Origin of the sequence: Pantoea sp. Ap-967 (genome assembly GCF_011752565.1) — a bacterium.
Classification (GTDB): Bacteria; Pseudomonadota; Gammaproteobacteria; order Pseudomonadales; family Pseudomonadaceae; genus Aquipseudomonas.
The window spans coordinates 50564-76855 of sequence record NZ_VWXK01000012.1; the positions used below are offsets into that span (position 1 = coordinate 50564).

Annotated in this window: 24 protein-coding genes; 5 read left to right on the forward strand and 19 right to left on the reverse strand. The window is 58.2% G+C overall.

The features are described 5' to 3' along the window. Positions 1 to 18: 18 nt before the first annotated feature. From rsmG to rpmH, 7 genes are all read right to left on the reverse strand, one after another. Entirely contained in the window at positions 19 to 669 is a 651-nt protein-coding gene (gene rsmG, locus F3J45_RS14665; RefSeq protein ID WP_167063664.1) for a 16S rRNA (guanine(527)-N(7))-methyltransferase RsmG, read from the reverse strand. Continuing rightward, positions 666 to 2558 (reverse strand): tRNA uridine-5-carboxymethylaminomethyl(34) synthesis enzyme MnmG, encoded by a 1893-nt coding sequence (gene mnmG, locus F3J45_RS14670; protein WP_167063668.1) that lies wholly within the window; start codon positions 2556 to 2558, stop codon positions 666 to 668. The genes rsmG and mnmG overlap by 4 nt, the downstream gene beginning before the upstream one ends. Before the next feature lie 520 nt (positions 2559 to 3078). Next, positions 3079 to 4449, reverse strand: coding sequence for a tRNA uridine-5-carboxymethylaminomethyl(34) synthesis GTPase MnmE (gene mnmE / locus F3J45_RS14675; protein WP_167063671.1), 1371 nt, complete (start codon positions 4447 to 4449; stop codon positions 3079 to 3081). 85 nt (positions 4450 to 4534) lie between these two features. Beyond that, the gene (gene yidC / locus F3J45_RS14680; protein WP_167063674.1) at positions 4535 to 6217 is read right to left on the reverse strand and encodes a membrane protein insertase YidC; all 1683 of its coding nucleotides are present in this window, start codon (positions 6215 to 6217) and stop codon (positions 4535 to 4537) included. 2 nt (positions 6218 to 6219) lie between these two features. Continuing rightward, positions 6220 to 6465, reverse strand: coding sequence for a membrane protein insertion efficiency factor YidD (gene yidD, locus F3J45_RS14685; RefSeq protein ID WP_079230263.1), 246 nt, complete (start codon positions 6463 to 6465; stop codon positions 6220 to 6222). After that, complete coding sequence (gene rnpA / locus F3J45_RS14690) at positions 6458 to 6859, reverse strand: ribonuclease P protein component (protein ID WP_370526378.1); 402 nt, start codon at positions 6857 to 6859, stop codon at positions 6458 to 6460. The genes yidD and rnpA overlap by 8 nt, the downstream gene beginning before the upstream one ends. A gap of 16 nt (positions 6860 to 6875) precedes the next feature. Further along, positions 6876 to 7010, reverse strand: coding sequence for a 50S ribosomal protein L34 (gene rpmH, locus F3J45_RS14695; protein WP_003253163.1), 135 nt, complete (start codon positions 7008 to 7010; stop codon positions 6876 to 6878). Positions 7011 to 7594: 584 nt separating this feature from the next. Between rpmH and dnaA the strand changes: the two genes are divergently transcribed. From dnaA to gyrB, 4 genes are read left to right on the forward strand one after another with little or no spacing between them, the layout of a single operon-like run. Continuing rightward, positions 7595 to 9133: a chromosomal replication initiator protein DnaA gene (gene dnaA / locus F3J45_RS14700; protein WP_167063677.1), complete on the forward strand. Its 1539-nt coding sequence runs from the start codon at positions 7595 to 7597 to the stop codon at positions 9131 to 9133. 40 nt (positions 9134 to 9173) lie between these two features. Beyond that, the gene (gene dnaN / locus F3J45_RS14705; protein ID WP_167063680.1) at positions 9174 to 10277 is read left to right on the forward strand and encodes a DNA polymerase III subunit beta; all 1104 of its coding nucleotides are present in this window, start codon (positions 9174 to 9176) and stop codon (positions 10275 to 10277) included. A 15-nt stretch (positions 10278 to 10292) separates the two neighbouring features. Beyond that, a complete protein-coding gene (gene recF, locus F3J45_RS14710) occupies positions 10293 to 11396 on the forward strand; it encodes a DNA replication/repair protein RecF (RefSeq protein WP_167063683.1) in 1104 nt (367 codons plus the stop codon). 4 nt (positions 11397 to 11400) lie between these two features. Then, positions 11401 to 13821, forward strand: coding sequence for a DNA topoisomerase (ATP-hydrolyzing) subunit B (gyrB, locus tag F3J45_RS14715; protein WP_167063686.1), 2421 nt, complete (start codon positions 11401 to 11403; stop codon positions 13819 to 13821). Positions 13822 to 13945: 124 nt separating this feature from the next. Here the strand turns inward: gyrB and F3J45_RS14720 are convergent, their stop codons facing one another. The 11 genes from F3J45_RS14720 to F3J45_RS14770 all read right to left on the reverse strand — a co-directional run bounded on the left by F3J45_RS14720 (position 13946) and on the right by F3J45_RS14770 (position 24496). Further along, entirely contained in the window at positions 13946 to 14374 is a 429-nt protein-coding gene (locus F3J45_RS14720) for a hypothetical protein (RefSeq protein ID WP_167063689.1), read from the reverse strand. 81 nt (positions 14375 to 14455) lie between these two features. Next, positions 14456 to 16096, reverse strand: a complete 1641-nt coding sequence (locus F3J45_RS14725; protein WP_167063692.1) for an NAD(P)/FAD-dependent oxidoreductase — start codon at positions 16094 to 16096, stop codon at positions 14456 to 14458. 21 nt (positions 16097 to 16117) lie between these two features. Continuing rightward, a complete protein-coding gene (fdxA, locus tag F3J45_RS14730) occupies positions 16118 to 16489 on the reverse strand; it encodes a ferredoxin FdxA (protein WP_167063695.1) in 372 nt (123 codons plus the stop codon). Positions 16490 to 16530: 41 nt separating this feature from the next. Beyond that, positions 16531 to 18036 carry an NAD(P)/FAD-dependent oxidoreductase gene (locus tag F3J45_RS14735; RefSeq protein WP_167063697.1) on the reverse strand — a complete coding sequence of 502 codons (1506 nt, stop codon included), beginning with the start codon at positions 18034 to 18036 and terminating at the stop codon, positions 16531 to 16533. A gap of 43 nt (positions 18037 to 18079) precedes the next feature. Next, complete coding sequence (locus F3J45_RS14740) at positions 18080 to 18835, reverse strand: SDR family NAD(P)-dependent oxidoreductase (protein WP_167063700.1); 756 nt, start codon at positions 18833 to 18835, stop codon at positions 18080 to 18082. A gap of 31 nt (positions 18836 to 18866) precedes the next feature. Next, positions 18867 to 19706 (reverse strand): alpha/beta hydrolase, encoded by an 840-nt coding sequence (locus F3J45_RS14745; protein WP_167063703.1) that lies wholly within the window; start codon positions 19704 to 19706, stop codon positions 18867 to 18869. Beyond that, positions 19703 to 21226 (reverse strand): NAD(P)/FAD-dependent oxidoreductase, encoded by a 1524-nt coding sequence (locus F3J45_RS14750; protein WP_167063707.1) that lies wholly within the window; start codon positions 21224 to 21226, stop codon positions 19703 to 19705. The genes F3J45_RS14745 and F3J45_RS14750 overlap by 4 nt, the downstream gene beginning before the upstream one ends. Beyond that, positions 21223 to 22122 (reverse strand): diiron oxygenase, encoded by a 900-nt coding sequence (locus tag F3J45_RS14755; RefSeq protein WP_167063710.1) that lies wholly within the window; start codon positions 22120 to 22122, stop codon positions 21223 to 21225. The genes F3J45_RS14750 and F3J45_RS14755 overlap by 4 nt, the downstream gene beginning before the upstream one ends. Before the next feature lie 34 nt (positions 22123 to 22156). Further along, positions 22157 to 22423: an acyl carrier protein gene (locus tag F3J45_RS14760; RefSeq protein WP_167063713.1), complete on the reverse strand. Its 267-nt coding sequence runs from the start codon at positions 22421 to 22423 to the stop codon at positions 22157 to 22159. Next, positions 22410 to 23225 (reverse strand): MaoC family dehydratase, encoded by an 816-nt coding sequence (locus F3J45_RS14765; RefSeq protein WP_167063716.1) that lies wholly within the window; start codon positions 23223 to 23225, stop codon positions 22410 to 22412. The genes F3J45_RS14760 and F3J45_RS14765 overlap by 14 nt, the downstream gene beginning before the upstream one ends. A 2-nt stretch (positions 23226 to 23227) precedes the next feature. Continuing rightward, on the reverse strand, positions 23228 to 24496 hold the full coding sequence (locus F3J45_RS14770; protein WP_167063720.1) for a beta-ketoacyl-[acyl-carrier-protein] synthase family protein: 1269 nt from the start codon (positions 24494 to 24496) through the stop codon (positions 23228 to 23230). Positions 24497 to 24807: 311 nt separating this feature from the next. Here F3J45_RS14770 and F3J45_RS14775 point away from each other — a divergent pair, with 311 nt between their 5' ends. Further along, the gene (locus tag F3J45_RS14775) at positions 24808 to 25557 is read left to right on the forward strand and encodes an acyl-homoserine-lactone synthase (protein ID WP_205300525.1); all 750 of its coding nucleotides are present in this window, start codon (positions 24808 to 24810) and stop codon (positions 25555 to 25557) included. Here F3J45_RS14775 and F3J45_RS14780 read toward each other — a convergent pair whose 3' ends face one another. Next, positions 25558 to 26274 carry a LuxR family transcriptional regulator gene (locus F3J45_RS14780; protein WP_167063723.1) on the reverse strand — a complete coding sequence of 239 codons (717 nt, stop codon included), beginning with the start codon at positions 26272 to 26274 and terminating at the stop codon, positions 25558 to 25560. Positions 26275 to 26292 lie beyond the last annotated feature (18 nt).

Here is a 26292-nt window from a genome sequence, read left to right on the forward strand (position 1 = left end):
TGTTGCGTGTGTTCCCAATCAAGCCTTGCGGCGCAGTATCAGCAGATGGCGCTGGCCCTGGCAACCTGGAACGGTCAGGGCCTGCTCGCTTTCCACTGTGAAGTCTGCGGGCAATGCTACCAGTTCATCGGCAGGATGCAGCCCCTTCATTGCAAGCCATTGCGTCCCGGTGTCGCCAAGGTGGCGGGTCCAGTTGGTGAAGTTCTCCATGCTGCTGAAGGCGCGAGAGATGATTCCGCTGAACGGTTGCGCGGGCTGGAAGGCTTCGACCCGGCTGTGGATAACCGTGAGGTTGTCCAGCTTGAGCTCCATTTTCACCTGGGTCAGGAAACGGGTTTTCTTGCCATTGGCGTCCAGCACCGTCACCTGCTTGTGCGGATGCAGGATAGCCAATGGAATGCCAGGCATGCCACCGCCGCTGCCAACATCCAGCCAATGGTCGCGGTCGCTGTGGATAAACGCCATGACGCTGAGGCTGTCGAGCAGGTGACGGGAAACCATCTCGTCAGGGTTGCGCACGGCAGTCAGGTTGTAGGCTTTGTTCCATTTGATCAACAGGGCCAGGTAACCCAGCAGCTTCTCGTGCTGCTCGGCGCTCAGCTCGACACCGAGCTGGCGCGCACCTGTGGACAACTCTTCGGCGTGTTGCGGGGTGACCAGGGAACTCAAGCGCTTTGCTCCAATTCGCGGCCTGCGCCGCGTTTTTTCAGATGAATCAGCAACAGGGAAATCGCCGCCGGGGTGACGCCGGGAATGCGCGAAGCCTGGCCCAGGGTTTGCGGACGGGTCTGGCCGAGCTTGCCCTGGATCTCCTTCGACAGCCCGGAAATCGTCGTGTAGTCGATATCCACAGGCAGGCGGGTGTCTTCGCTGGCGCGCAGCCGCGCGATTTCGTCCTGCTGGCGGTCGATGTAGCCGGCGTATTTGGTCTTGATCTCGACCTGCTCGGCAACCTGTGGGTCGACCACTTCACCGCCGGTGGCCTCGATCAGGCCGGCGTAGTCGATTTCCGGGCGGGCCAGCAGGTTGAGCAGGCTGTACTCGTGGCTCAGCGGCGTGCCGAACTTATCCACAATGGCCTGGCCTTGTTCGGTGTTCGGGCGAACCCAGGTCGACTTCAGGCGCTGTTCTTCGCGCTCGATGCCGTCGCGCTTGGCGCAGAAGGCGGCCCAGCGTTCATCGTCGATCAGGCCAAGCTCGCGGCCCTTCTCGGTCAGGCGCAGGTCGGCGTTGTCTTCGCGCAGGATCAGCCGGTATTCGGCGCGCGAGGTGAACATGCGGTACGGCTCCTGGGTTCCCAGGGTGATGAGGTCGTCGACCAGCACGCCGATGTACGCCTCGTCGCGGCGCGGGCACCAGCTTTCGCGGCCCTGGGCGCGCAGCGCGGCGTTGGTCCCGGCCAGCAGGCCCTGGGCGCCGGCTTCTTCGTAGCCGGTGGTGCCGTTGATCTGGCCGGCGAAGAACAGGCCGCCGATCACTTTGGTTTCCAGGCTGTACTTGAGGTCGCGCGGGTCGAAGTAGTCGTACTCGATGGCGTAGCCCGGGCGCACGATGTGGGCGTTTTCCATGCCACGGATCGAACGCACCAGTTCCAGCTGCACGTCGAATGGCAGCGAGGTGGAAATGCCGTTGGGGTACAGCTCATGGGTGGTCAGGCCTTCCGGCTCGATGAACACCTGGTGGCTTTCCTTGTCGGCGAAGCGGTGGATCTTGTCTTCGATCGACGGGCAGTAGCGCGGGCCCACGCCTTCGATCACACCGGAGTACATCGGTGAACGGTCGAGGTTCGAGGCAATGATGTCGTGGGTGCGCGCGTTGGTGTGGGTAATCCAGCAGCTCACCTGGCGTGGGTGCATCTGTGCGTTGCCCATGAACGACATCACCGGGATTGGCGTATCGCCCGGTTGCTCGGTCATCACCGAGAAGTCCACCGAACGCCCGTCTATACGCGGCGGCGTACCGGTTTTCAGGCGGCCGACGCGCAGCGGCAGTTCCCGCATGCGGTGCGCCAGGGCGATCGAGGGCGGATCACCGGCGCGGCCACCGGAATGGTTCTGCAAGCCAATGTGAATCAGGCCACCGAGGAAAGTGCCGGTGGTCAGCACCACGGATTCGGCGAAGAAGCGCAGGCCCATTTGGGTAACCACGCCCTTGACCTGGTCCTGTTCGACGATCAGGTCGTCGCAGGACTGCTGGAATATCCACAGGTTCGGCTGGTTTTCCAGGATCTCGCGTACCACTGCCTTGTAGATGGCACGGTCGGCCTGTGCACGGGTGGCGCGTACTGCCGGGCCCTTGCGGTTGTTCAGGACGCGGAACTGGATGCCGCTCTTGTCGGTGGCCAGCGCCATGGCGCCGCCGAGCGCATCGATCTCTTTGACCAGGTGGCTCTTGCCGATGCCACCGATGGCCGGGTTGCAGCTCATGTGACCGAGGGTTTCCACGTTATGGGTCAACAGCAGGGTTTTCACACCCATGCGTGCTGACGCAAGCGCAGCCTCGGTACCGGCATGGCCGCCGCCGATGACGATCACTTCAAAACGGGAAGGGAAATCCACCACGCACCTCGTGCCTGTTTTTGCGAATAGAGAAGGTAAGCGGACAAGTATAGGGACTTCACCCCCCTTAAAGAAACCGTCTGCGCAAATTTTGACCAGTCTGTGGATGAATGGCAGACAACAGAAATCAAAGAGGAAAAATTTAAAAAAGCTTTGTTTTTATGTTTATTCTTATGCACAGGCTTATCTGTGGATAACGTTCTACAGGCCTTTTATCACCTGATGTATAGCGAAATTGAACCCTGTGGCTTACCCACCATGAGGGGTATGGATAACGTCTTTGAGCCTGTGGATTAAATGGCCATTTACCCACAGGCGGAATTGTCCTCAGAAAAAAAACCTGCTTATCAACGGGGCTGAAGTTGGGTTTTCCACAGGGCTCCTGGGTAGGGATTTCGGGTTGCCTCTGTGGAAATCCCGTAGGAGCGAGCAGAGCTCGCGATGCGCCACCCTCAGCGCTGCTTTTCCCCAGGCCAAAAAAAACCGCCCCCGAAGGAGCGGCTTTTGAGCTTGCTGTGGATTACTTGCCGATGCAGAAGCTCGAGAAGATCCGCCCAAGCAAATCATCGGAACTGAACGCGCCGGTAATCTCCCCCAACGCCTGCTGCGCCTGGCGCAGATCCTCTGCCAACAGCTCACCCGCGCCCGCCAGGGTCAATTGCGCACGGCCATGCTCCAGGTGCGAACTGGCCTGGCGTAGCGCATCCAGGTGGCGCCTGCGCGCGCTGAAGCCACTCTCGGCGGTTTGTTCATAACCCATGCAGGCCTTCAGGTGATCGCGCAGCAGCTGAAGCCCCTGGTCATCGCCCTTGGCACTCAGGGTAATGGTCACATGGCCGTCCTCGCACAGCTCCAGCCCTACCCGCTCACCACTGAGGTCGGCCTTGTTGCGAATCAGCGTGACCTTGGCCGGGTCTGGCCGTTGCGCGAGGAATTCCGGCCACAGGGCGAACGGGTCGCTCGCTTCAGGCGCGGTGGAGTCCACCACCAGCAACACCCGGTCAGCCTCGCCAATGGCCTTCAGCGCGCGTTCCACGCCGATCTTCTCCACATGGTCATCGGTGTCGCGCAGGCCTGCGGTATCGACCACGTGCAGTGGCATGCCGTCGATGTGGATATGTTCACGCAGGATGTCCCGAGTGGTGCCGGCAATATCGGTCACGATGGCCGCTTCGCGCCCGGCCAGCTGGTTCAGCAGGCTCGACTTGCCCGCGTTCGGCCGCCCGGCGATGACCACGGTCATGCCATCGCGCAGCAAGGCCCCCTGCCCGGCTTCACGCTGCACGGTGGATAACTCGGCGCGCACGGCATCGAGCATCGACAACACATGGCCATCGGCGAGGAAATCGATTTCCTCTTCCGGGAAGTCGATGGCCGCCTCGACGTAGATGCGCAGGGCGATCAGCGCCTCGGTAAGGCTGTGCACACGTTTCGAGAACTCCCCCTGCAGCGAGCGCAGGGCGTTGCGCGCAGCCTGGCTGGAGCTGGCCTCGATCAGGTCGGCGATGGCTTCGGCCTGGGCCAGGTCGAGCTTGTCGTTGAGAAACGCACGCTCGCTGAACTCCCCCGGGCGCGCCAGGCGGCAACCTACTTGTACACAGCGCTGCAGCAGCATGTCGAGCACCACCGGGCCGCCATGGCCCTGCAGTTCAAGCACATCCTCGCCGGTGAACGAGTTGGGGCCGGGGAAGAACAGCGCGATGCCCTCATCCAGCACCAGCCCCTGCTCGTCGCGAAACGGCCCGTAATGGGCGTGGCGCGGCGTCAGGCTGCGGCCAGTGATCAACTTCCCGGCCTGGCTGGCCAGCGGCCCGGAGAGCCTGACAATGCCCACGCCTCCACGGCCCTGGGCGGTGGCGATGGCGGCGATGGTTTCACGCACAGTGTTCATGCTCGAAAGCCTCTACACAAAAACGACAGATAGCAAAAACGCCCCCGAGGGGGCGTTTTTATTCACAGGCTAGCGCAGTAGCCCGTCAAGCAGCAGCTTTTTTGGTCGCTGCTTCGATACGGCGGGTGATGTACCACTGCTGGGTGATCGACAGGCAGTTGTTCACAACCCAGTACAGCACCAGGCCAGCTGGGAACCACAGGAAGAAGAAGGTGAAGATGATTGGCATCATTTTCATCACCTTGGCCTGCATCGGATCCGGCGGCGTCGGGTTCAGGCGCTGCTGGATGAACATGGTGGCGCCCATGATGATCGGCAGGATGAAGAACGGATCCTTGATCGACAGGTCGGTGATCCACAGCATCCACGGAGCCTGGCGCATCTCGACGCTTTCCAGCAGTACCCAGTACAGCGACAGGAACACTGGCATCTGCACCAGGATCGGCAGGCAGCCGCCCAGCGGGTTGATCTTCTCTTTCTTGTACAGCTCCATCATCGCCTGGGACATCTTCTGGCGATCGTCACCGAAGCGTTCCTTCAGTGCAGCGAGCTTTGGCGCCACGGCACGCATGCGCGCCATCGAGCGGTAGCTGGCAGCCGACAGCGGGAAGAACAGGCCCTTGATGAGCATGGTCAGCACGATGATCGACCAGCCCCAGTTACCCAGCAGGCTGTGGATATGTTGCAGCAGCCAGAAGATTGGCTGGGCGATGAACCACAGGAAGCCGTAGTCGACGGTCAGTTCCAGGCCTGGGGACAACTCCTTGAGCTTGGACTGGATTTTCGGGCCGGCATACAGCATGGCACTGGTTTCGGCCTTGCCGCCCGCTGGCACGCTGAGGGCCGGGCCGGTGTAGCCGATGATGTAGTTGCCCTGGCCGTCCTTGCGGGTTTGGACAACGTTGTTGTCCGATTTGGCCGGAATCCAGGCGGTCACGAAGTAGTGCTGCAGCCAGGCGACCCAGCCGCCGGACACATTTTCTTTCAAACTACCCTTGTCGATGTCCTTCATCGAGACCTTTTTGTAAGGCTCGGAAGCAGTCCACATGGCGGCGCCCAGGTAGGTCGCGGTGCCGGTGGCGGTGCTCGAAGACGGATCGGAGCTGGCGTCACGCTTGAGCTGGGCAAACAGGTTGCCGTTCCAGGCCTGGCCACTCTGGTTGTCGATCAGGTAGCTGACACCCAGGTCGTACTCACCGCGCTTGAAGCTGAAGCGCTTGATGTAGTTGACGCCGTTGTCGCTGAACTTGAGGTCGACCACCAGTTGTTCCTGGCCGTCGGCCAGCTGGTAGCTCTTCTGCTCGGCTGCATACAGCGGGCGACCCGACGAACGGGCATCCGGGCCGTTGGCACCGGTCAGGCCACTTTGTGCCAGGTAGACACGCTCGCCGCCGTTATCGAACAGCTGGAACGGAATCTCCGGGTGGTCCTGGCGGCGTGGGTACTTCGGCAGGGTCAGCTGGACGATGTCACCACCGACCGGATCGATAGCCAGTTCCAGGACATCGGTCTTGACCCGGATCAGGTCCTTGCTGACCGCCACCGGCGCAAGTTCCGCTGGGCTGGATTCGGCGTTGGCGCTCGGTACATCGGCGCTGGCGCCGGCGGTACCGGCCGGCACGCCATCCGGCAAGGCCGGGGCAACAGTGCTGGCAGCAGTATTCTGAGTCGGCAGGGCAGCCTGGCCGTAGTCCTGGTTCCACTTGAGGACCATGACGTAGGACACGATTGCCAGGGCGACGATCAGGATCGTGCGTTTAATATCCATGATTACTCGGCTATCGAAGAAGTTCGGGAGGAAGGCGCGGGGGGAACGGGATCGAAACCGCCGTCGTTCCACGGATGACAACGCCCCAGGCGACGAACGGCTAGCCACCCACCACGCAAGAGGCCATGGTTTTCTATGGCTTCGAGTGCGTAACAGGAGCAACTGGGGTAGAAACGACAGTGATTGGCCATCAGGGGACTGATGGCGTAACGGTAAAACTGGATCGGAACGAGTGCCAGTTTACGCATCTTGACTGTGTACCCCTGCGGAATCGGCGTTTGCCGCTGGAGCTGGCCGACTGCGCGCCAGGCGTTTCCAGAGCTTGCCAAAGTGTTGGTGCAATTCCGGGTTTTCTATCTCACCCAATCCCTTGCGCGCGACGATCACTATGTCCAGCCCGGCCAGCATTTGCTGGTTGAGACGGAAGGAATCGCGCATCAAGCGCTTGAGGCGATTGCGTTGAACGGCGAGCTTGACGCTCTTCTTGCCGATCACCAGGCCGAGGCGCGGGTGATCCAGGCCGTTCTCGCGAGCAAGGATCAGCAGGTTTTTCCCTGGAACCTTGCCGGTTGGGGAGTCGAAGACCGCTTTGAAGTGCCGGGGTATAAGCAGTCGCTTTTCCCGACTGAAGTCCTGACTCACCACCTGTGCCGAAAAATCAAATGGCCAGACGCTTACGGCCTTTGGCACGACGACGCGACAGAACAGCGCGGCCGTTCTTGGTAGCCATACGGGCACGGAAGCCGTGGGTGCGAGCGCGCTTGATGGTGCTTGGTTGGAAAGTACGTTTCATGGCGTGTTACCTGGGTTGGTCGACAACGGGCCGGAGTGGCCCCCTTTTTAAGAGATCGGCGATTCTAGAGAAAGCAAGCCCATAGGTCAATTTCCAACCAGTCATTCCTTATAGAAGGTCATGCCGGAGTCGGCTAGGCAGGCTGGGTTGATCGCACAGGCAAACGGACGACAAAATGAAAAAAAAGAAGAGACATATAAAAAGCTTTTCTGAAGAACTTATAAATCTTAGGTGGATAACCTTCTGTGGATAACCTTCTACAGGCCTTAAAATTCGTGGTGTACAGAGATTCACAACCTTGTCGGTAACAGGTGCGGTGCTTGTGCCGGACGTGCGGAAAGCCTGTGGATAGAAAAGATCGTTATCCACAGGTAAGTTATCAACAGGGCTGACCTCAGGGTTGTGCATAGCCCTCATGCCCGGTTATCCACAGAGCTTATTCACAGTGGTTGTGAGACGTTTTGGTCGCTAAATGGCTGTTTTGTCATGGCTCAGAATGTTTCCACATGTGGATAACTGATCGCTCGACCGGTACAATGGCGGTTTGTTTTTGCCTCATCCGGCTTTCAACTCAGGGGATATCCGTGTCAGTGGAACTTTGGCAGCAGTGCGTGGAGCTTCTGCGCGATGAACTGCCTGCCCAGCAATTCAACACCTGGATCCGTCCGCTACAGGTCGAAGCCGAAGGCGACGAGTTGCGCGTCTATGCGCCTAACCGTTTTGTGCTCGATTGGGTGAATGAAAAGTACCTCGGCCGTCTGCTCGAACTGTTGGGTGAAAACGGCAGCGGCATTGCACCTGCCCTTTCCTTATTAATAGGCAGCCGTCGCAGCTCTGCCCCACGTGCCGCACCCAATGCACCGGTCAGTGCCGCAGTGGCCGCGTCGATTGCGCAAAGCCAGAACCAGCAGGCTGCCGCGCCCGTGGTGGCGACCATCGCCGAACCTGTGCTGGCGCCAGTGGCCGCTCCTGCCCAGGTCAATGACATCGGCGAGTCGGCTTCGCGCGACAGCTTCGACGGCATGGGTGATGGCGCCTCGGCACCGGCTACCAGCAACCGCACCGAGCAGCGCACGGTGCAGGTCGAGGGTGCGCTCAAGCACACCAGCTACCTGAACCGCACCTTCACCTTCGAAACCTTTGTCGAAGGTAAGTCGAACCAGTTGGCACGTGCTGCGGCCTGGCAAGTTGCCGACAACCCCAAGCACGGTTACAACCCGCTGTTCCTTTATGGCGGCGTGGGCCTGGGGAAAACTCACTTGATGCATGCTGTGGGTAACCACCTGCTGAAGAAGAACCCGAATGCCAAGGTGGTCTACCTGCATTCCGAGCGCTTCGTCGCGGACATGGTCAAGGCGCTGCAGCTCAATGCCATCAACGAATTCAAGCGCTTCTACCGCTCGGTCGATGCGTTGCTGATCGACGACATTCAGTTCTTCGCCCGCAAGGAGCGTTCCCAGGAAGAGTTTTTCCACACCTTCAATGCCCTGCTTGAGGGCGGCCAGCAGGTGATTCTCACCAGCGACCGCTACCCGAAGGAAATCGAAGGCCTGGAAGAGCGCCTGAAGTCGCGCTTTGGCTGGGGCCTGACGGTGGCCGTGGAGCCTCCGGAGCTGGAAACCCGCGTGGCGATCCTGATGAAGAAGGCCGACCAGGCCAAGGTCGAGCTGCCGCACGATGCGGCGTTCTTCATTGCCCAGCGTATTCGTTCCAACGTTCGTGAGTTGGAGGGCGCGCTGAAGCGGGTGATCGCGCACTCGCACTTCATGGGCCGGGACATCACCATCGAGCTGATTCGCGAATCGCTCAAGGACCTGCTGGCGCTTCAGGACAAGCTGGTAAGTGTGGATAACATCCAGCGCACCGTGGCCGAATACTACAAGATCAAGATCGCCGATCTGTTGTCCAAGCGCCGTTCGCGCTCGGTGGCGCGCCCGCGCCAGGTGGCCATGGCGTTGTCGAAAGAGCTGACCAACCACAGCTTGCCGGAGATCGGCGACATGTTTGGCGGCCGCGACCACACCACCGTGCTGCACGCCTGCCGCAAGATCAACGAATTGAAGGAATCCGACGCGGATATCCGCGAGGACTACAAGAACCTGCTGCGGACGCTGACGACGTGATGGTCGTTAGCGCAGCTCATTGAAGGCAAGGGACTAGACCATGCATTTCACCATTCAACGCGAAGCCCTGTTGAAACCTCTGCAACTGGTCGCCGGTGTCGTCGAGCGCCGTCAGACCTTGCCGGTGCTGTCCAACGTCCTGCTGGTCGTGCAAGGCCAGCAGCTGTCGTTGACCGGCACCGACCTGGAAGTCGAACTGGTTGGCCGCGTGCAACTGGAAGAATCCGCCGAGCCGGGCGAGATCACCGTGCCCGCGCGCAAGCTGATGGACATCTGCAAAAGCCTGCCGAACGACGCCCTGATCGACATCAAGGTCGACGAGCAGAAACTGCTGGTCAAGGCTGGCCGTAGCCGCTTCACCCTGTCGACCCTGCCGGCCAACGATTTCCCCACCGTGGAAGAAGGCCCAGGCTCGCTGACCTGCAACCTGGAACAGAGCAAGCTGCGCCGCCTGATCGAGCGCACCAGCTTCGCCATGGCCCAGCAGGACGTGCGCTACTACCTCAACGGCATGCTGCTGGAAGTGTCGCGCAACACCCTGCGCGCCGTGTCCACCGACGGCCATCGCCTGGCGCTGTGCTCCATGACGGCCGCCATCGAGCAAGACGACCGCCACCAGGTGATCGTGCCACGTAAAGGTATCCTTGAGCTGGCACGCCTGCTCACCGACCCTGAAGGCATGGTCAGCATCGTTCTGGGCCAGCACCATATTCGTGCGACCACCGGTGAGTTCACCTTCACCTCCAAGCTGGTCGACGGCAAGTTCCCGGACTACGAGCGCGTGCTGCCAAAAGGCGGCGACAAGCTGGTGGTCGGTGACCGCCAGGCGCTGCGCGAAGCCTTCAGCCGTACCGCGATTCTGTCCAACGAGAAGTACCGCGGCATTCGCCTGCAGCTGGCCGCAGGCCAACTGAAAATTCAGGCCAACAACCCCGAGCAGGAAGAAGCGGAAGAAGAAATCAGCGTGGACTACGACGGTAGCTCGCTGGAGATCGGCTTCAACGTCAGCTACCTGCTGGACGTGCTGGGCGTGATGACTACCGAGCAAGTTCGTCTGATTCTGTCTGATTCCAACAGCAGTGCCCTGCTGCAGGAAGCTGGCAATGACGATTCTTCCTACGTTGTCATGCCGATGCGCCTGTAACCCGTAGCAGGCGAAATGTCCCTTCGACGTATCATGGTCACCGCGGTGCGCAACCTGCACCCGGTGGCCCTCACACCGTCCCCCCGCATCAATATCCTTTACGGCGCCAACGGCAGCGGCAAAACCAGCGTGCTGGAAGCCGTGCACCTGCTCGGCCTGGCCCGGTCGTTCCGCAGCACGCGACTGAACCCGGTCATCCAGTACGAGCAAGCGGCGTGCACCGTGTTTGGCGAAGTGCAGCTGGCCGAAGGTGGCACCAGCAACCTGGGTGTATCCAGGGAGCGGGCGGGCGAATTCACTATTCGAATCGACGGGCAAAACGCCAAGAGCGCTGCTCAACTGGCTGAATTGTTGCCGTTGCAATTAATCAACCCGGACAGCTTCCGCCTGTTGGAGGGTGCGCCGAAGATTCGCCGGCAGTTTCTCGATTGGGGGGTGTTCCACGTGGAACCCCGGTTCCTGCCTGCTTGGCAGCGCCTGCAGAAGGCGCTGCGGCAGCGGAACTCGTGGTTGCGGCATGGTACACTTGACCCAGCTTCGCAAGCCGCCTGGGACCGGGAGTTATGCCTGGCCAGTGCGGAGATAGATGAATACCGTCGCAATTACATCAAGGCCTTGAAGCCCGTCTTCGAGCGAACCCTGAGCGAACTGGTCGAGCTGGACGGGTTGACCCTGAGCTACTACCGAGGCTGGGACAAGGACCGGGAACTGCAAGAAGTGCTCGCCTCCTCTCTCCTTCGCGATCAGCAGATGGGCCATACCCAGGCCGGTCCGCAGCGTGCTGATCTGCGTCTTCGTCTGGCTGCCAACAACGCAGCCGACATCCTGTCGCGTGGTCAGCAAAAGCTGGTGGTGTGTGCACTGCGCATTGCCCAGGGCCACCTCGTCAGCCAGGCTCGCCGCGGCCACTGTATTTATCTCGTAGACGACTTGCCGTCCGAGCTGGACGACCAGCATCGCCGCGCGCTATGCCGCTTGCTTGAAGAATTACGCTGCCAGGTGTTCATCACCTGTGTAGATCACGAATTACTGAGGGAAGGCTGGCAGACGGAAACGCCAGTTGCCTTGTTCCACGTGGAACAGGGCCGTATCACCCAGACCCACGACCATCGGGAGTGAAGGCATGAGCGAAAATCAAACGTACGACTCCTCCAGCATCAAGGTGCTGAAAGGTTTGGATGCCGTGCGCAAGCGTCCCGGCATGTACATTGGCGACACCGATGATGGTAGCGGCCTGCACCACATGGTCTTCGAGGTGGTCGACAACTCGATCGACGAAGCCCTCGCCGGTCACTGCGATGACATCACCGTCATCATCCACACGGACGAATCCATCAGTGTGCGCGACAACGGTCGCGGCATTCCGGTCGACGTGCATAAAGAAGAAGGCGTTTCCGCAGCCGAGGTCATCATGACCGTGCTGCACGCCGGCGGTAAGTTCGACGACAACTCCTATAAGGTTTCCGGCGGCCTGCACGGTGTGGGTGTGTCGGTAGTGAACGCCCTGTCCGAGAAGCTGGTACTGACAGTTCGTCGCAGCGGCAAGATCTGGGAACAGACCTACGTTCACGGTGTTCCACAAGCGCCGATGGCGATTGTGGGTGACAGCGAAACCACCGGTACCCACATCCACTTCAAGCCGTCGGCTGAAACCTTCAAGAACATCCACTTCAGCTGGGACATCCTGGCCAAGCGGATTCGTGAACTGTCGTTCCTCAACTCGGGCGTCGGTATCCTGCTGAAGGATGAGCGCTCGGGCAAGGAAGAGTTCTTCAAGTACGAAGGTGGCTTGAAGGCGTTCGTTGAATACCTCAACACCAACAAGACCCCGGTCAACTCGCAGGTCTTCCACTTCAACGTTCAGCGTGACGATGGCGTGGGTGTCGAGATTGCCCTGCAGTGGAACGACAGCTTCAACGAAAACCTGCTGTGCTTCACCAACAACATTCCACAGCGTGACGGCGGTACTCACCTGGTCGGTTTCCGTTCTTCGCTCACCCGTAGCCTGAACAGCTACATCGAGCAGGAAGGCCTGGCCAAGAAGAACAAGGTCGCCACCACCGGTGACGACGCCCGGGAAGGCCTGACCGCGATTATTTCGGTGAAGGTTCCAGACCCCAAGTTCAGCTCGCAGACCAAGGACAAGTTGGTTTCCTCGGAGGTGAAAACCGCCGTGGAACAGGAGATGAACAAGTACTTCGCCGACTTCCTACTGGAAAACCCGAACGAAGCCAAGGCCGTTGTCGGCAAGATGATCGACGCAGCCCGTGCCCGTGAAGCGGCGCGTAAAGCCCGTGAGATGACCCGTCGCAAGGGCGCGCTGGACATCGCCGGTTTGCCGGGCAAGTTGGCGGACTGCCAGGAGAAGGACCCTGCCCTCTCCGAACTGTACCTGGTGGAGGGTGACTCCGCAGGTGGTTCGGCCAAGCAAGGCCGTAACCGTCGCACCCAGGCGATCCTGCCGCTCAAGGGCAAGATCCTCAACGTCGAGAAAGCACGCTTCGACAAGATGATCTCGTCCCAGGAAGTGGGCACGCTGATCACCGCGCTGGGCTGTGGTATTGGCCGCGAAGAGTACAACATCGACAAGCTGCGTTATCACAACATCATCATCATGACCGATGCTGACGTCGACGGTTCGCACATCCGTACCCTGCTGCTGACCTTCTTCTTCCGTCAGTTGCCGGAGCTGGTCGAGCGTGGCTACATCTACATTGCCCAGCCACCGCTGTACAAGGTGAAGAAAGGCAAGCAGGAGCAGTACATCAAGGACGACGAGGCCATGGAAGAATACATGACCCAGTCGGCCCTCGAAGACGCCAGCCTGCACCTGGACGAATCGGCGCCAGCCGTTTCCGGCGTACAGCTGGAAACCCTGGTGAATGAATTCCGCGCCGTGATGAAAACCCTCAAGCGCCTTTCGCGCTTGTACCCGGAAGACATCACCGAGCACTTCATCTACTTGCCGGAAGTCACCCTGGAACAACTGGGCGATCACGCAGCGATGCAAGCCTGGTTGGCCAAGTTCCAGGCACGCCTGAGCAACAGCCAGAAGTCGGGCCTGGTGTACCAGGCTGCCCTGCGCGAGGACAAAGAGCGCAACGTTTGGCTGCCGGAAGTGGAAGTCACCTCCCACGGCCTGGCCAGCTACGTCACCTTCAACCGCGACTTCTTCGGCAGCAACGACTACCGTTCGGTGGTCACCTTGGGGGCCAAGTTGTCCACCCTGCTGGGTGAAGGTGCCTACGTGCAGCGTGGTGAGCGCCGCAAGGCGATCAGCGAGTTCAAGGAAGCCCTGGACTGGCTGATGAACGAAAGCACCAAGCGCCATACCATTCAGCGATACAAAGGTCTGGGCGAGATGAACCCGGAGCAGCTGTGGGAAACCACCATGGACCCAACCGTCCGCCGCATGCTCAAGGTCACCATCGAAGACGCGATTGCCGCCGACCAGATCTTCAACACCCTGATGGGCGACGCGGTGGAACCACGCCGCGATTTCATCGAAAGCAATGCGCTGTCGGTGTCGAACCTGGATTTCTGATACCCGATCCCGGCCCCATAAAAAAGCCCGCGCAAGCGGGCTTTTTTGTATGGAGTGATCAGTAATCAGGCATAGGCGCATCACCTTCCTACCAATGTTTCACGTGGAACCTCAACAGGTAGGATCAAAGCAACTGCCACATCTGCACAAGACCTACCAGATGAACAATGCCATACAACAGGCATATCGCCGAGCTGACCATGATGAAGCGACCGCTGCGTCCAGTGCCAGCCAACGCAAAAGGACCCAAGGCGCCGCGTAGCAAGTAGATCAACGTGATGATGCATAGGACTGGGCGGAGCAAAGGAAGGCGATCTATCAGTCCCGCACCTGATAAGGCATAGCTCGCCCACCCTGCCAGAACCAAGGCGATACCAGCCGTTATCATCCCGGGGTACCATCGCCCCGCTTGAGCTGCACGGACGAAACGCTCACCTGCGCCGAAGAGTCGATACCAAGATGGCCCCACCAGGATGACACCCACGTGCATCAACGAGGCTAAAAGGCTAAGTCCGGCAGCCAACAGCAATGCGGTATTGTAGTCATTTGACACGCCATCTCTCCTTGATGAAAGTAGCTACCACCTCTCGTGGCAAACACCTGTTGCATCATAGCCTAAGGTGCTTTCTTGCTATCAGATGCTCGTTTGGGCCTCTGCGCGTGTTCCGACATCCATGATCTGGTAGCGTAACTTGCGCCCATCGACCGCCGCAGCGGCCTCGACACCACCGGTCATCGCGCCAAAAATCCCGTGACCGGTGCGGGTGGACGCACCACATAAATAAAGATTTCGAATCTCGGTTTTCGTACCTGGTCGGTTGTGCAGGAAATACTCAGGCGTGAAGGCGAGGCCATAGGATGTGCCACCGTGTGAACCGATGAATCGAGTAACGGAGAATGGCGTCGAAACCTCCTGATAGACGATGTGTCCGGACATTCCAGGTATAACGCGTTCGGCCAGCGCTATCAGTTGCTGCGCATACCATTCTTTCTTTGCCAAGTAGGCAGGGTTGTTCCGGTAACTGCCATCTGAAAGCTCGGCCTGGGTGACACCCCAACTTTCTGGGGTGGAGGGCACCGCCGACATGAGTTGCAGGTTGTAGATGCCCGGCGGGGCAATGGCCGGGTTATCGGGGTCCTTCATCGTGGCATTACCGATGAACAGGTGTGGCTCATCCGGGAACTGACCGGCGAACACCTCACGGTAGGCCCGCTCATAATCACAACCAGGATAGATACGGTAATTGGTGTTCTTCAGGCCCATTGCCTTGAGGTCCATGTCGATCCCCAGGTAAACCACACCCATGGCGGGCGACATCTCGAAGCGCTCGGCTTGGGTGATGGTTTTCGACTTGAGCTGGTACGCCCCGATCAAGTCCAGCAGTGTGTGCTTGATGTCCGCATTGCAGATCACCGCCCTTGCCCTGACGGTACGCTTACCTAAATGCTTGTTGCTGAACTCGACACCTACTGCGCGCCCCTTCTCGATCAATATGCGCTCGACTTTTGACCGCAGAAGAATTTTGCCGCCGTTGCGCTCCACCACTGCGCCGAGCTTGTCGGAAAAAAGCTGACCGCCTCCTGATGGGTAATAAGACCCCTGCAAGAAGTGGTTGACCACCGCAGCATGCCCGGCCATGGTGGCCCGGCTGGGCGGTTGATGATAAACGCCGAGTTGGCCGGTCAACACGGCGCGCAGTCTTTCATCCTGTGTACAGGTGTCGAGGAACTCGGCAACGGTTGACTTCGAATGACGCATTAGCATCCAGGAACGGGGTAGCACCCAGAGCGCACTGAGCGGTCGGGAGTGAATACCCATGAAGTCCCAGACTTGCTGCAGCATCTTGAAATAGCGGTTGATGCCGGATTTTTCCTTGGGGAATGCTTCGATGAGCCGCTCGCGGAAGCGTTCATAGCCACGTGGCACGGCAAACTGAAAGTCAGGGAAGCAGAGCGTTTCGAACCCTTCAGGGTCCTGCTCGATAAAGTTGATCTCACCATCATCGATGCCGGCACCACGCAGGATACGCGGAATCAGCCCTTCCTTACCGCAATCGCCGATGTAGTGTAGGCCTACGTCAAACTCGTAATCCTTACCTTTGCGATGGAAGACAGTGGCACAGCCTCCCATCTCGTAGTGCATATCCAGCACCAGCACTTGCTTGCCACGGTTGGCGAGGGTTGCGGCAGCGGTCAGACCACCAATACCGGCACCCACGACGATTACATCGAAGGTGTCGCTTTCCAGCGTTTTGAATCGGTCATAGCTTTGCATGGACGTTTCCCAGGTGCGCGTTTAAGCGTGCTGCAGATGGTGGTCGCGGGATGGATCGACCGCTTCGGCTTCTCGTACAAGGTGTACAAGCTTGTTTGGCTGATCGCTCCATTTCTGGTAATCGAGCAGAGGAGGAATGCGCTGGAGGATCACTGGCCAGTGCTGCGCAAGCTCAGCGTTGAGCGCCAGGAAGTGCCGATTGCTATCGTCGAGCTGGTTCTCTGGCTGAATCGCCCCTTCCGGGCATTCCGGCAGGCATAGGCCACAGTCGACGCATTCCTGGGGATTGATGACGATGAAGTTTGGCCCCAGATGGAAAGCGTCTGCAGGGCAGATGTCTACACAGCTGGTGTGGCGGCACTGGATGCAGTTGTCAGTCACTACATAAGTCATGATATGTCTCTCGAGGTGTCCTTTGACGGGAGCATCACTGCTTAGAAATAGCGGTCAACCAACACGCGGGCCGACAGCATCGTTCCAATGAATCCCGCGCCAGGGAACGTCCATGCGCCTACCTGGTAAAGCCCTTTGACGGGATACTTCTGTGGAAAACGATTGAACAGTCCAGATTGCTGAGTTGTTTGCTCAAACCCGTAAATGGCGCCCTCCGGGTTCTGGGTGAACTTGGTCATTGTGCGCGGGGAACCTGCCTCACAGACTTCGATGTGCTTACGCAGCTCAGGAATGACGCGCTCGGCATTGGCAATCAACATTTCCGTGAGCTCGGCTTTCTTGCGGCGATACGCCAGTTTGTCCAGTGAATGCCAGATGTCGGGCCCCGTGAGGGTGAACAGACCGAGGCTGGACTTGCCTGGCGGGACCATGGAGGCGTCGACATTGGAGAAGTAATTGATCGACCAACTGGTATTGTCCTGATGCAGCTCACCGGCCTTGATATGTTCGAATTGCGCGCGTTGCGTTTTTTCAGGGGAGAAAAAGTGGATGTACTCCTCGGGGCCTACTCCCAGATCACTCAGTGGGCAGTCCAGCCCCAGGTAAACCTGAAAACCCGATACTGACAGCTTGAGGTCGTTTAACCGGGCAAGGTATTTTTTGGGGAAATGTTCTGTTCCTGCCAGGCCAACCACCGCATGGGGCGATATGTTGGCCACCACATTGCGCGCCTTGACCTGACCTGACTTGCGCGTGACGACGCCTGTCACCCTCCCCCGCTCGACCATGATCCTCTGGACACTCGACTCAAGCTCAACGCGACCCCCGTGCTGCTCGATGACCTCCACCAATGCTGAGGACAGCGCTTGGGAGCCGCCTTTGATCGAGTAACCGCCGTTCTCCAGGTAGTCGATGAAGGGATACGAGAAATAACCGAACGCCAAGTCTTTTGCCGGAAGGCCGTAATAGCTCCACTGTGCCGAGAGAACTTCTTTCAGGCGTTCATTGCTCGTGAACCGGGAGAAATACTTATCCACCGTTTCATGGCCATAGCGAAGAACCCGTGGATATGCCATCGGCGTGGCGACCAATCTCATCCAGAAAGGCTTGGCTGAGTACAGAAAGCCGCACAGGTCTTTGTAGTTACGCCTGGATTCGGTGAACAGACGATCGATGTTTGCGACTTCCTGAGGGAAACAGCGATACAGCGCCTGTTTATAAGCTTCCAGGTCGCGATGGCCAACCGTGATATCGATGTCGGGTGATCGATAGCGGTAAAGCGTCGGGTGGTGAAGAAACTCGACTTTGTCCGCGACGCCGCACGCCTCGATCACCTTGAAAGAGTGGGCACCGCGCACAACGCCGTCGAATGAATGTAGTGAGACATCGAAGTTGAAATCTTTGCGTCGAAAATTAGTCGCATAGCCGCCGGGGATATTGTGCTTTTCAACCACCAGCACTTTTTTTCCACGCTGTGCCATCAGGCTGGCACTGGAGAGCGCGCCCAGGCCTGAACCCACAAAAACAGTATCGTATGAATGACTCATGAATGCTCCGGGTACCGCGATTTTGCTGTTTGAACGGTGCGGTTCAGGCCGTCAGGCCACCGTCGATCAAGAATGTTTGACCAGTGATGTAGTCGGCTTGGGACGACAACAGAAAGCTGGCCAATGCGGCGACTTCACGCACTTCACCAAAGCGTTTGAGCGGAATGTTGTCGGTGATCGACTTACGCACGGAATCGGGTATCTGGTCGATCATGTCGGTTGCGATGTACCCAGGAGCTATGGCATTGACATTGACCTTGAAGCGAGCCAGCTCCAACGCCATGGTCTTGGTGATACCGATCATTGCGGCCTTGGTTGCGCAATAACCCAGTTGCCCTTTGTTGCCTTTGACACCGCTGACGGAAGACATGTGCAGGATTTTTCCCTGTCGCTCACCGGCCATGGCCGGTGCCAGGGACTTGCTGAAATAAACCGCTGAGTCGAGGTTGGTAGCAACCACATCGCGGTAGCGTTCGATATCGAGGTTGAACAACAGTTGGTCGCCGGTCACCCCCATGTTGTTGATCAGGCCAAAGGGGCCACCGAGATCATTGATCAATCGTTCGCACAATGAACTGACCGACTGGTAATCCCGTCCGTCGCAGGCATGGCCATGGGCCCGCCCGCCGTTGGCGATTACTTCCTGTTCAAGCTGACGAGCGGCATCAGCAGAGGATTGATAGGTAAAGGCGACTTCATAACCCTCGCGGGATAAGTGCTGCACCAAGGCGCGGCCGATACCGCGAGTGCCACCCGTTATGAGAATCCATTTTCCGTTTTCGATCTGTTGGGCATCCATGATCCATAGTCCTTAGCCAGAGCGCCCGCAATCAGGCCGATTCGAGGCGTTTTTGTGATTCTGCATGGGCGAAGAAAGCGAAAATTTCCTGGAAGTACCGATCCCGGTGTTTCTTGTGGTTCTCCAGGTGACGGCATTGTTCGAAACTGACCATGTGCAGGGATTTGCAATCCACGCTCAGCTTTTGAACGCTCGAATCGGGAATAAAACGGTCGTTGAGCCCATAGAAGTAGGCGATTGGCAGGTGGTTCACGTCTTTGAGCGAATGATCTATCGCGCAGGTTCCGGTCGGTACAGCCAGACGGCTGCTGCTGATCCAGCGCATGGCCAGGCGTAACGGCCCACGGGTGAAGTAGCTACGAACAGACACAGGCACGCTGTCCAGTACTGCCGAGGTGAAGTGGGAAGCGTCACGTGCCAACGCGTGCGACAGGTGATAGCCACCAAACGAGCATCCGACGAGATGGATTGGCAAATCTGGGTATTCGCGTGCGATCTTTCGTGCAATCGCCAGGACGTCATCGGCAAACGCATGACCGCCAATGGTGCTGCGACCGAAACCTTTGAAGTTGAATGTGACCACGTGGTAGCCCTGATCCAGGAATGACTGATCGAGGCTGTTTTCAAAGAAGTAATGCATGCCATATTTCAAGAACGGGTGACACAACAGTACAACCCCTTTGGCCTTGGCAGTGTTGGACAGCAGGACTGCCCCTTCCAGCTTGCTGCCGTCGATGGCTGTTTCGACGAAGCCTGCGGCTCGACCGGGTACCTCGCGTTTCCAGCCTTGTACCTGCCTGAACATCACGCGAATGAACAGCTTGGAAACAGCCACTCCAAACTTTCCGGTGGCTTGCTCATTTCTACTCATGCCCGTCTCCATTGTCTGGATTTCATCTCTGCGTACCCGAAGGCGGCTTCATAACTGGGGCCCGCTACCCAAGCGCTGAGAAACTGAACCCCTTGGACGGGAAAACCGTGATGAAACACATGGCCCTTGAGATCGGTACCGACCATCGCTCCGTAGCCCGAGCCTGCGGTATTGTTGGTGAAGCGCACATAGGTATGAGGCGTAGCCACTTCCGTATGCAGGATATGACCGCGCATTCCGGGAACCTGAACCAGCAAGCGCTCGATGAGCACGTCGCGTGCGCGCTGCTTTTTCGCACGATATTGCGCCGTCCGCCTGGTCGGCCAATGCTCGATCGAGTCGAGCACGTTGATACACACCACTCTGCCGGCTGCTGGTGCGAGAGCGTGATAGTTGGTGACTTCTATGGGAGACATTGCCCAGAAAGCGTGCTCGCTCAGTTCAGGCGGATAACCCCTGAGATCGGCGTCGATACGCAATTCAGCTGCTGTAGCCGGGGCCGCGGCAAACAACATCGACTCGCTGTGTCGCAAGCCAAGCTGTTCGGGGGGAAGGTCGGTAATCAGGTACACCGTGGTAGTCGAGCGCGCGGGCTTCAATGCGACCAGCTTTTCCCGGGTGGCTGTCAGCTCTATATCCGCTTGGAACAAATGATCGACGGCGTAATGCGGTGATGTGTTGATGAACACCTGTGGCGCTTGGAAATCGCCGGCTGCGGTGCGCACGCCCGTTACATTACCTTGCTGGTCGGTGGTGATTTGCTCCACGGCCGTGCTCAGCATGATCGAGCCTCCAGCCCGTTCAACCTGTTGCGCCAGCAGGTTGGACAAATGTTGCGAGGAACCAGGGACATAGGCGTTGCCGCGGTGGAGCGTTGCATACACCACATGCAGGTAATACAGGTAACCGAGGTCCTCGGAATAACCGCCCACATAAATGCCAGGGGCCGCGAGGATCTCGATCAGGTATGGATCGTCGAACAGTTCATGCAGGGCTTCGCGCACCGTCTTGTGTTTGAGGTTGCGATGCGCCCAGCGTAGTTGCGCTATGTCAGGCTCGAAGCTGCCATCGAGCATCTGGAACTGGTAGTAGCCATTGCGCCCATAGGTACGAACCTGTGTGAAGAACGTCGTCAGGGGTTGCGCTTGATGGGGGAACCGCTCGATCAGCTGCCGTTCAGCATGCTCGGCATCATTGGCCAACGGCAACGCCGTGCCGTCCTGGTAGGCGCAGAAATAGTCGTCGGGGTAGACGAGGTTCAGTTCCTCCTCGAGCCCCAGCTCCCGCAGGATCCTGATAAGGTTGCCACCCTCAGCCATACCGCTCAGCTTGTGCAGGCTGCAGTCGAATACCGCCGATTGCTTGGGCCGGCTGAAGGTCGAGGCATAACCCCCCACGACGATATGCTTGTCGATCATCAGAACCCGTGCGCCAGGATCTCGCTTCACCAGCATGGCCGCACAGGCCAGGCTGGTGATCCCGGTGCCAACGAATATGGCATCCCAGGTTGGTGAGGTCATTGCCGCAACCCCAGCTTGTCGATCCAGGCGTAGATTTCTGCAAAGCGCGCGTCGTTCAGCTTGGCATTGTGAGGTGAGCGCCAGACTTCTTCGATTTTGACTTTATCATCGGCCGCAATCGGGAACTCGAAAGAGGTGTGCGAGGCAATTTCCGGATTGTAGGTGAACATGTCGATCAGAGCGGGAATGATCTTCCGGCTCATGGCCTTCACTTGAGCGATCGATTCCGCGCTGGCCGTTTCGAAATAGGACTCGCTGATCCAGCGACCAAAGGCGATATGCCGCGCCTCGTCGTAGTGATGCTCGCGAAACAACGTGCGCGTCATGGGCTCGATCTCAGGGCCTTGGGAGGTGTGCATGGCGCCCATTTCTGCAACCCACTCGATCAACAACGTAAACAGCACCCCTACAGCCGGCTCCATTTTCGGCAGGGTTTGGGTCAGCAGCTCATAGAGCCCGACTGGCGGGTTCCAGATCTGTAGGCCGGCTTTGGCCATGAAGCGCTTGAAGGTCAGGGTGTGGACGATCTCTTCCTTGGAAAAGATCATCAAGTACTCCTGCAAATCCTGCGAAATACGGTCATGGAATTGGGTAACGTAGCCCATGTACAACGGCGGGATTGTCTGTTCCAGCCAAATGAACATAGAGATGTCCCGGCCTGTTTCGAGCCAGGCCAGTTCCAGCTTCTGTGCGTCGGTCAGGCCTTCGCAATAGCGTGTCCCGTTTATCCAGATATGATCGGGGTCTTTGGGATAAACGCTGCGATCGACGTCCTGGTCCCACGGCAATACGGTAGCGTGGTCCATCGTCTTATGATGCGACACCTCGCTCAGCTTGCGGACCTTCGACTCCCTTGCCTGGGAAATAGCGAGCACACAATTGTTTGGTGTGGACATTTCCTGCTTCTCTCCATGAAGTGGGCCAGATGGCTCATGCCTCGACAGCTGTCGATTCCTTGAGCTCGACGACGAATTCACAGAGCTGGCGCAGGGTGGCGATCTTGCGCGTAACGAACGAATCGGGGTTGATGGCTACGCCGATCTTTTTCTGTACTACAACCTGCATCTCGACGAAGTCCAAGCTGTCGAACTCCATTGATTCGATGTTTGTGTCGAGGGTCACATCGCTTTCATCGACGTCCTTCAGGTCCAGGATGAGGTCGCGGACGATTGTGAATACGCTGTCAATGCTGGTCATTGTCTTTCTCCAGTGGGTTGTGAACGGCTTTGATCATTAGGCCTAGGGTGATGGTCATCACATGGTGGGCGCCGACGATGACGCCCAGGTCGAGCGTGCCGACGGCTTTGCCCGGGGTTTCAATCAAAAGGATGTTGTCGATTTCGCAGCGGATATCGCTTTGCATGCTGCCCAATGAACGCAGCGTCGCGTTGAAAATGATCTGGTGGCTGGTCTGCACGACCAGGTGATCGGTGATGTCTTCGATGCGCTCAGGTGTCTGGCGCTGGGCGAACTGCCCGGACAGTCGCTCGAAGATCACGCCCAGATGGTTGCTAATGAAGTGGGAAAAGATCAGTGCATCCAGTGCGACCCAGTCATCCAGTCCCCTGCCCAAACCCTCGCGAAAGAGGCTTAGCCAACTTGCGACGTGCTCACGATCAAGCGCAAAAGCTGGGTTTTTCGATGCCCAGACCGGTGCCGGAACCTGGGATACATGGCCTGAAACGTGCTCGCTTTCACCGCTGCCTGAGTGCAGTTTGAATGCAGTGCTGGCGGTGCGGGGCCGGGTTGAAAGTGCGACCTGGGCGTTGCGCAGTACGGGCGCCTTGAGCAGCGCCTTGAACTGTATCCAGTCCCCATCGGGGCCATCGGCAGAGCGCCCCATGCGATGTTTGATTGGCAGCAGCGCCAGCATGCCGTGTACTACAACATCTGCTGCCTCCATGCGCCGTGCGGCTTGCAGGTCGAAGTGGATAGGATTGCGGTCACCGGAAAGGGCTGCCCATGCCTCGATCTGCTCAGGCCCGAATTGCCATTGCATGATCAATGGACCTTGCGCAGCATGATTCCGGCGTTGGCGCCACCGAATCCAAAGCTCAAGTTCAGCACGTTATCCAGGGTCTGCCCGTGCAAGTGATTGTTGGGTACGAAATTCAGGTTGCACTCGGGGTCCGCCTCATCCAGGTGGATGGTGGCTGGGATGGTCCCACGGGACATGGCCTTGAGGCAGAAAATCGCTTCCATCGAACCTGCAGCACCGATGAGGTGGCCGGTGTATGACTTGGTGCTGGACATCGGGATTGTTTTGGCGGCTTCGCCCAGCGCCAGCTGGATGGAGCGGGCTTCGTTGACATCGTTCAGTGGCGTGGAGGTGCCGTGCAAGTTGATGTAGTTGATTTGCGGGGCATCGACGTTGGCTTGCCTGCACACTTCCTGAATCACGCGCACGCGAGCCTGCATGTCTTCAGCCGGGGCGGTCATGTCGAAGGCGTCCGAGTAGTTGGCGTAACCGGTGATCTCGCCGAGGATATTTGCACCACGGGCCTTGGCCAACTCATAGTCCTCAAGGCACAGTACCGCCGCACCTTCGGAAAGTATGAAGCCGCTGCGACCTTTGCTGAATGGGCAGCACGCCAGACGCGGATTCTCTTGTTCCTTGCTCAAGGCCTGGATCACGTCGATCGACCAGACGTTGAACTGCTCTTTCAATGATTCGCTTCCCCCGGCGATCATCATGCGTGCTCGGCCGGCGCGAATCGCTTCATAGGCTTCACCAATTGCGATCGTGCCGGTTGCACAGGCCGCAACCGGGCTGTTCTGAATGCCCCGCATGTTCCAATTCATGGTGATACCTGCGGTAGCGGCATTACACATGGACATGACGGTGGCAAACGAGGTGGAAATCCCTTGCTCGCGGTACTCGTTGTTGTTCATGTTCGCCGTGTCGAGACCGCCCCATCCGGTGCCCAGAACGACACCGCGATCGAAGGGGGAGACGACGTCGTCCAGCGGTGTGTCGCCGTAGGCCATGTGCAGTGCTTCATGGGCAGCGACCAGGCTGTACTTGGCGAATAGCGGCAGCATCTTGGAAATTTTCTTCGAAAACGGGCGCATCGCCTCGCGACCGAAATCATCGATGAAACCGAAAAAGCGTGCATGGATGGTCGGGTCATCAAAGTGGTGCAGACGGTAGCCGATCTGGTAATCCATCATCGCGTCCCAGATGGCATTGGCATTGTGGCCGAGCGAGCAGATCGCACCATACCCGGTAACGACGACGCGGCGAGGTGCTGAAGAGACAGGCTTTTCCATTGTCTTCCCTGTTGATGAGCTGGCGTGAGTGTCCCTGCATAACCAAGCGCGGCGCGGAGTGCAGGCTGAAAGTTACATGGGCACAACGTGCAGTGTTGATGCACTGCCCGCCGTGGCGGGGCGCCGGAAATCGACATGCCTCGTTGGCAATACAGGTCTGCCCTGCACGGCTAATTAAGTTTGCCTGACGCTTCGATAAGGACAACTGTCTCTAGGTACAGGTCGTTATCTGTAATTGATTTTTCATGTGTTGTTGAACTTAGGTACAGGTTACGTGGCGCGATACATTGGTAGAGTACTGGCGCGTTTTGTTGGATGCGGATGCCAGCACGGTCAGTATTGAAATAATGTTAAAACTTCGCCGTACCTCAAGTAAGGATGAGCAGCGCAAGATGAAAACTATTGAGTTTCACAACGTTGACTTTCGCGCAGACCCACACCCCTGGGTCGCGGAACTGTACGGACTGCGTAAACATGTTTTCTGCGACCGCCTCAATTGGCGGGTCAGCGTGCGCGATGGTATTGAACTGGATGAATTCGATAGCGAGAACACCACGTACTTGATTGGTACGTGCGAGGGCATCCCGTTGGCAGGGCTGCGGCTGATTAACACGCTAAACCCCTACATGGTCGAGGGGCCGTTTCGTGACTTCTTCAGCTGCGCGCCACCGAAACACGCACTGATCGCTGAGTCCAGCCGCTTTTTTGTAGACAAGACCCGCTCACGTACGCTGGGGCTGGCGCATTTGCCGCTGACTGAAATGTTGCTTTTCAGCATGCTCGATCATGCTGAGCGCAGCGGCCTGGAGTCGATCGTGACGGTTGTCAGCGATGCCATGGCGCGCATTGTTCGCCATGCCGGCTGGCATTATCAGATTCTCGACAGCGGCGAAGCGTCGCCGGGCGAGACCGTTCATTTGCTGAATATGCAGATCACCGGTGCCAACCGCCAACGGCTGCTGGACACGATCCAGCGCAAGCAGCCGTTGGCGTCACTGCAGGGCGGGCGGTGGCCGTTGAGCTTGCAACTGGCGGATATGCCAGCCCGCCAGATCGCCTGATCAGATAATGCCCTGGCGCTTGGCTTCGTAAACGGCCTGCTTGGCATTGGCAACCTGTAACTTACCGGCAATGTTCGACATGTGGAATTTCACCGTACGCTCTGAGATTCCACAGTCAGTGGCAATCTCACGGTAGCTCTTGCCGCGCACCACCAGTTGCAGAACACCCAGTTCGCGGACCGAGAGCGACCCCAACGTCCCTGGCAGAAATAGCTGATCGTTGGAGCGTGAAGTCATCAGCCAGTCATGGAAGTCAATCAACAACATTTGCAAGATGCCCTGCTTGTTGGCCAGACGACGGTCGAAGTCCGCTTGCTGTCCTGCGTCACACAAGCTCAAGGCACAGAACATTCCACAGGCGTCCCGCAGGGTGAATGTCACCCCCGAGCAGATCTGGTAGCGGGTAGCGCGCTGGAAAAAGTCCAGGCCTTCCGGTGTACTGCAGGCAAGGGCGTCTTGCCAGGAGAAAGGTGTAATTTTTTTGAGCCCGTGATTGATGATGGGATCAATCAGATGGCTGTTCGAGGATTTATAGTCTTTGACCCATCGGGATGGATAGTTGGAAATAATGATCGGTTCTATGTTCCGGTTAGTGACCGAAGCGTAATAGGCATATCTCAAATTATCCAGATCACTCAATTGAGTTTGTAGCTCGGTGTGTAAGTGTGTAATCGGTTGTGTGGGCGTGAGGATAATTGGCTTTGATCGACTGTCCATGTCGGGGCTCTACTATTT

Bases quoted from the DNA above. Each gene is read 5' to 3' on its own strand.
- mnmE (WP_167063671.1), bottom strand. From the start codon at position 4,449: ATGAACACTGTGCGTGAAACCATCGCCGCCATCGCCACCGCCCAGGGC.
- yidC (WP_167063674.1), bottom strand. From the start codon at position 6,217: ATGGATATTAAACGCACGATCCTGATCGTCGCCCTGGCAATCGTGTCC.
- yidD (WP_079230263.1), bottom strand. From the start codon at position 6,465: ATGCGTAAACTGGCACTCGTTCCGATCCAGTTTTACCGTTACGCCATC.
- rpmH (WP_003253163.1), bottom strand. From the start codon at position 7,010: ATGAAACGTACTTTCCAACCAAGCACCATCAAGCGCGCTCGCACCCAC.
- dnaN (WP_167063680.1), top strand. From the start codon at position 9,174: ATGCATTTCACCATTCAACGCGAAGCCCTGTTGAAACCTCTGCAACTG.
- recF (WP_167063683.1), top strand. From the start codon at position 10,293: ATGTCCCTTCGACGTATCATGGTCACCGCGGTGCGCAACCTGCACCCG.
- gyrB (WP_167063686.1), top strand. From the start codon at position 11,401: ATGAGCGAAAATCAAACGTACGACTCCTCCAGCATCAAGGTGCTGAAA.
- F3J45_RS14725 (WP_167063692.1), bottom strand. From the start codon at position 16,096: ATGCAAAGCTATGACCGATTCAAAACGCTGGAAAGCGACACCTTCGAT.
- fdxA (WP_167063695.1), bottom strand. From the start codon at position 16,489: ATGACTTATGTAGTGACTGACAACTGCATCCAGTGCCGCCACACCAGC.
- F3J45_RS14735 (WP_167063697.1), bottom strand. From the start codon at position 18,036: ATGAGTCATTCATACGATACTGTTTTTGTGGGTTCAGGCCTGGGCGCG.
- F3J45_RS14740 (WP_167063700.1), bottom strand. From the start codon at position 18,835: ATGGATGCCCAACAGATCGAAAACGGAAAATGGATTCTCATAACGGGT.
- F3J45_RS14745 (WP_167063703.1), bottom strand. From the start codon at position 19,706: ATGAGTAGAAATGAGCAAGCCACCGGAAAGTTTGGAGTGGCTGTTTCC.
- F3J45_RS14750 (WP_167063707.1), bottom strand. From the start codon at position 21,226: ATGACCTCACCAACCTGGGATGCCATATTCGTTGGCACCGGGATCACC.
- F3J45_RS14755 (WP_167063710.1), bottom strand. From the start codon at position 22,122: ATGTCCACACCAAACAATTGTGTGCTCGCTATTTCCCAGGCAAGGGAG.
- F3J45_RS14760 (WP_167063713.1), bottom strand. From the start codon at position 22,423: ATGACCAGCATTGACAGCGTATTCACAATCGTCCGCGACCTCATCCTG.
- F3J45_RS14765 (WP_167063716.1), bottom strand. From the start codon at position 23,225: ATGCAATGGCAATTCGGGCCTGAGCAGATCGAGGCATGGGCAGCCCTT.
- F3J45_RS14770 (WP_167063720.1), bottom strand. From the start codon at position 24,496: ATGGAAAAGCCTGTCTCTTCAGCACCTCGCCGCGTCGTCGTTACCGGG.
- F3J45_RS14780 (WP_167063723.1), bottom strand. From the start codon at position 26,274: ATGGACAGTCGATCAAAGCCAATTATCCTCACGCCCACACAACCGATT.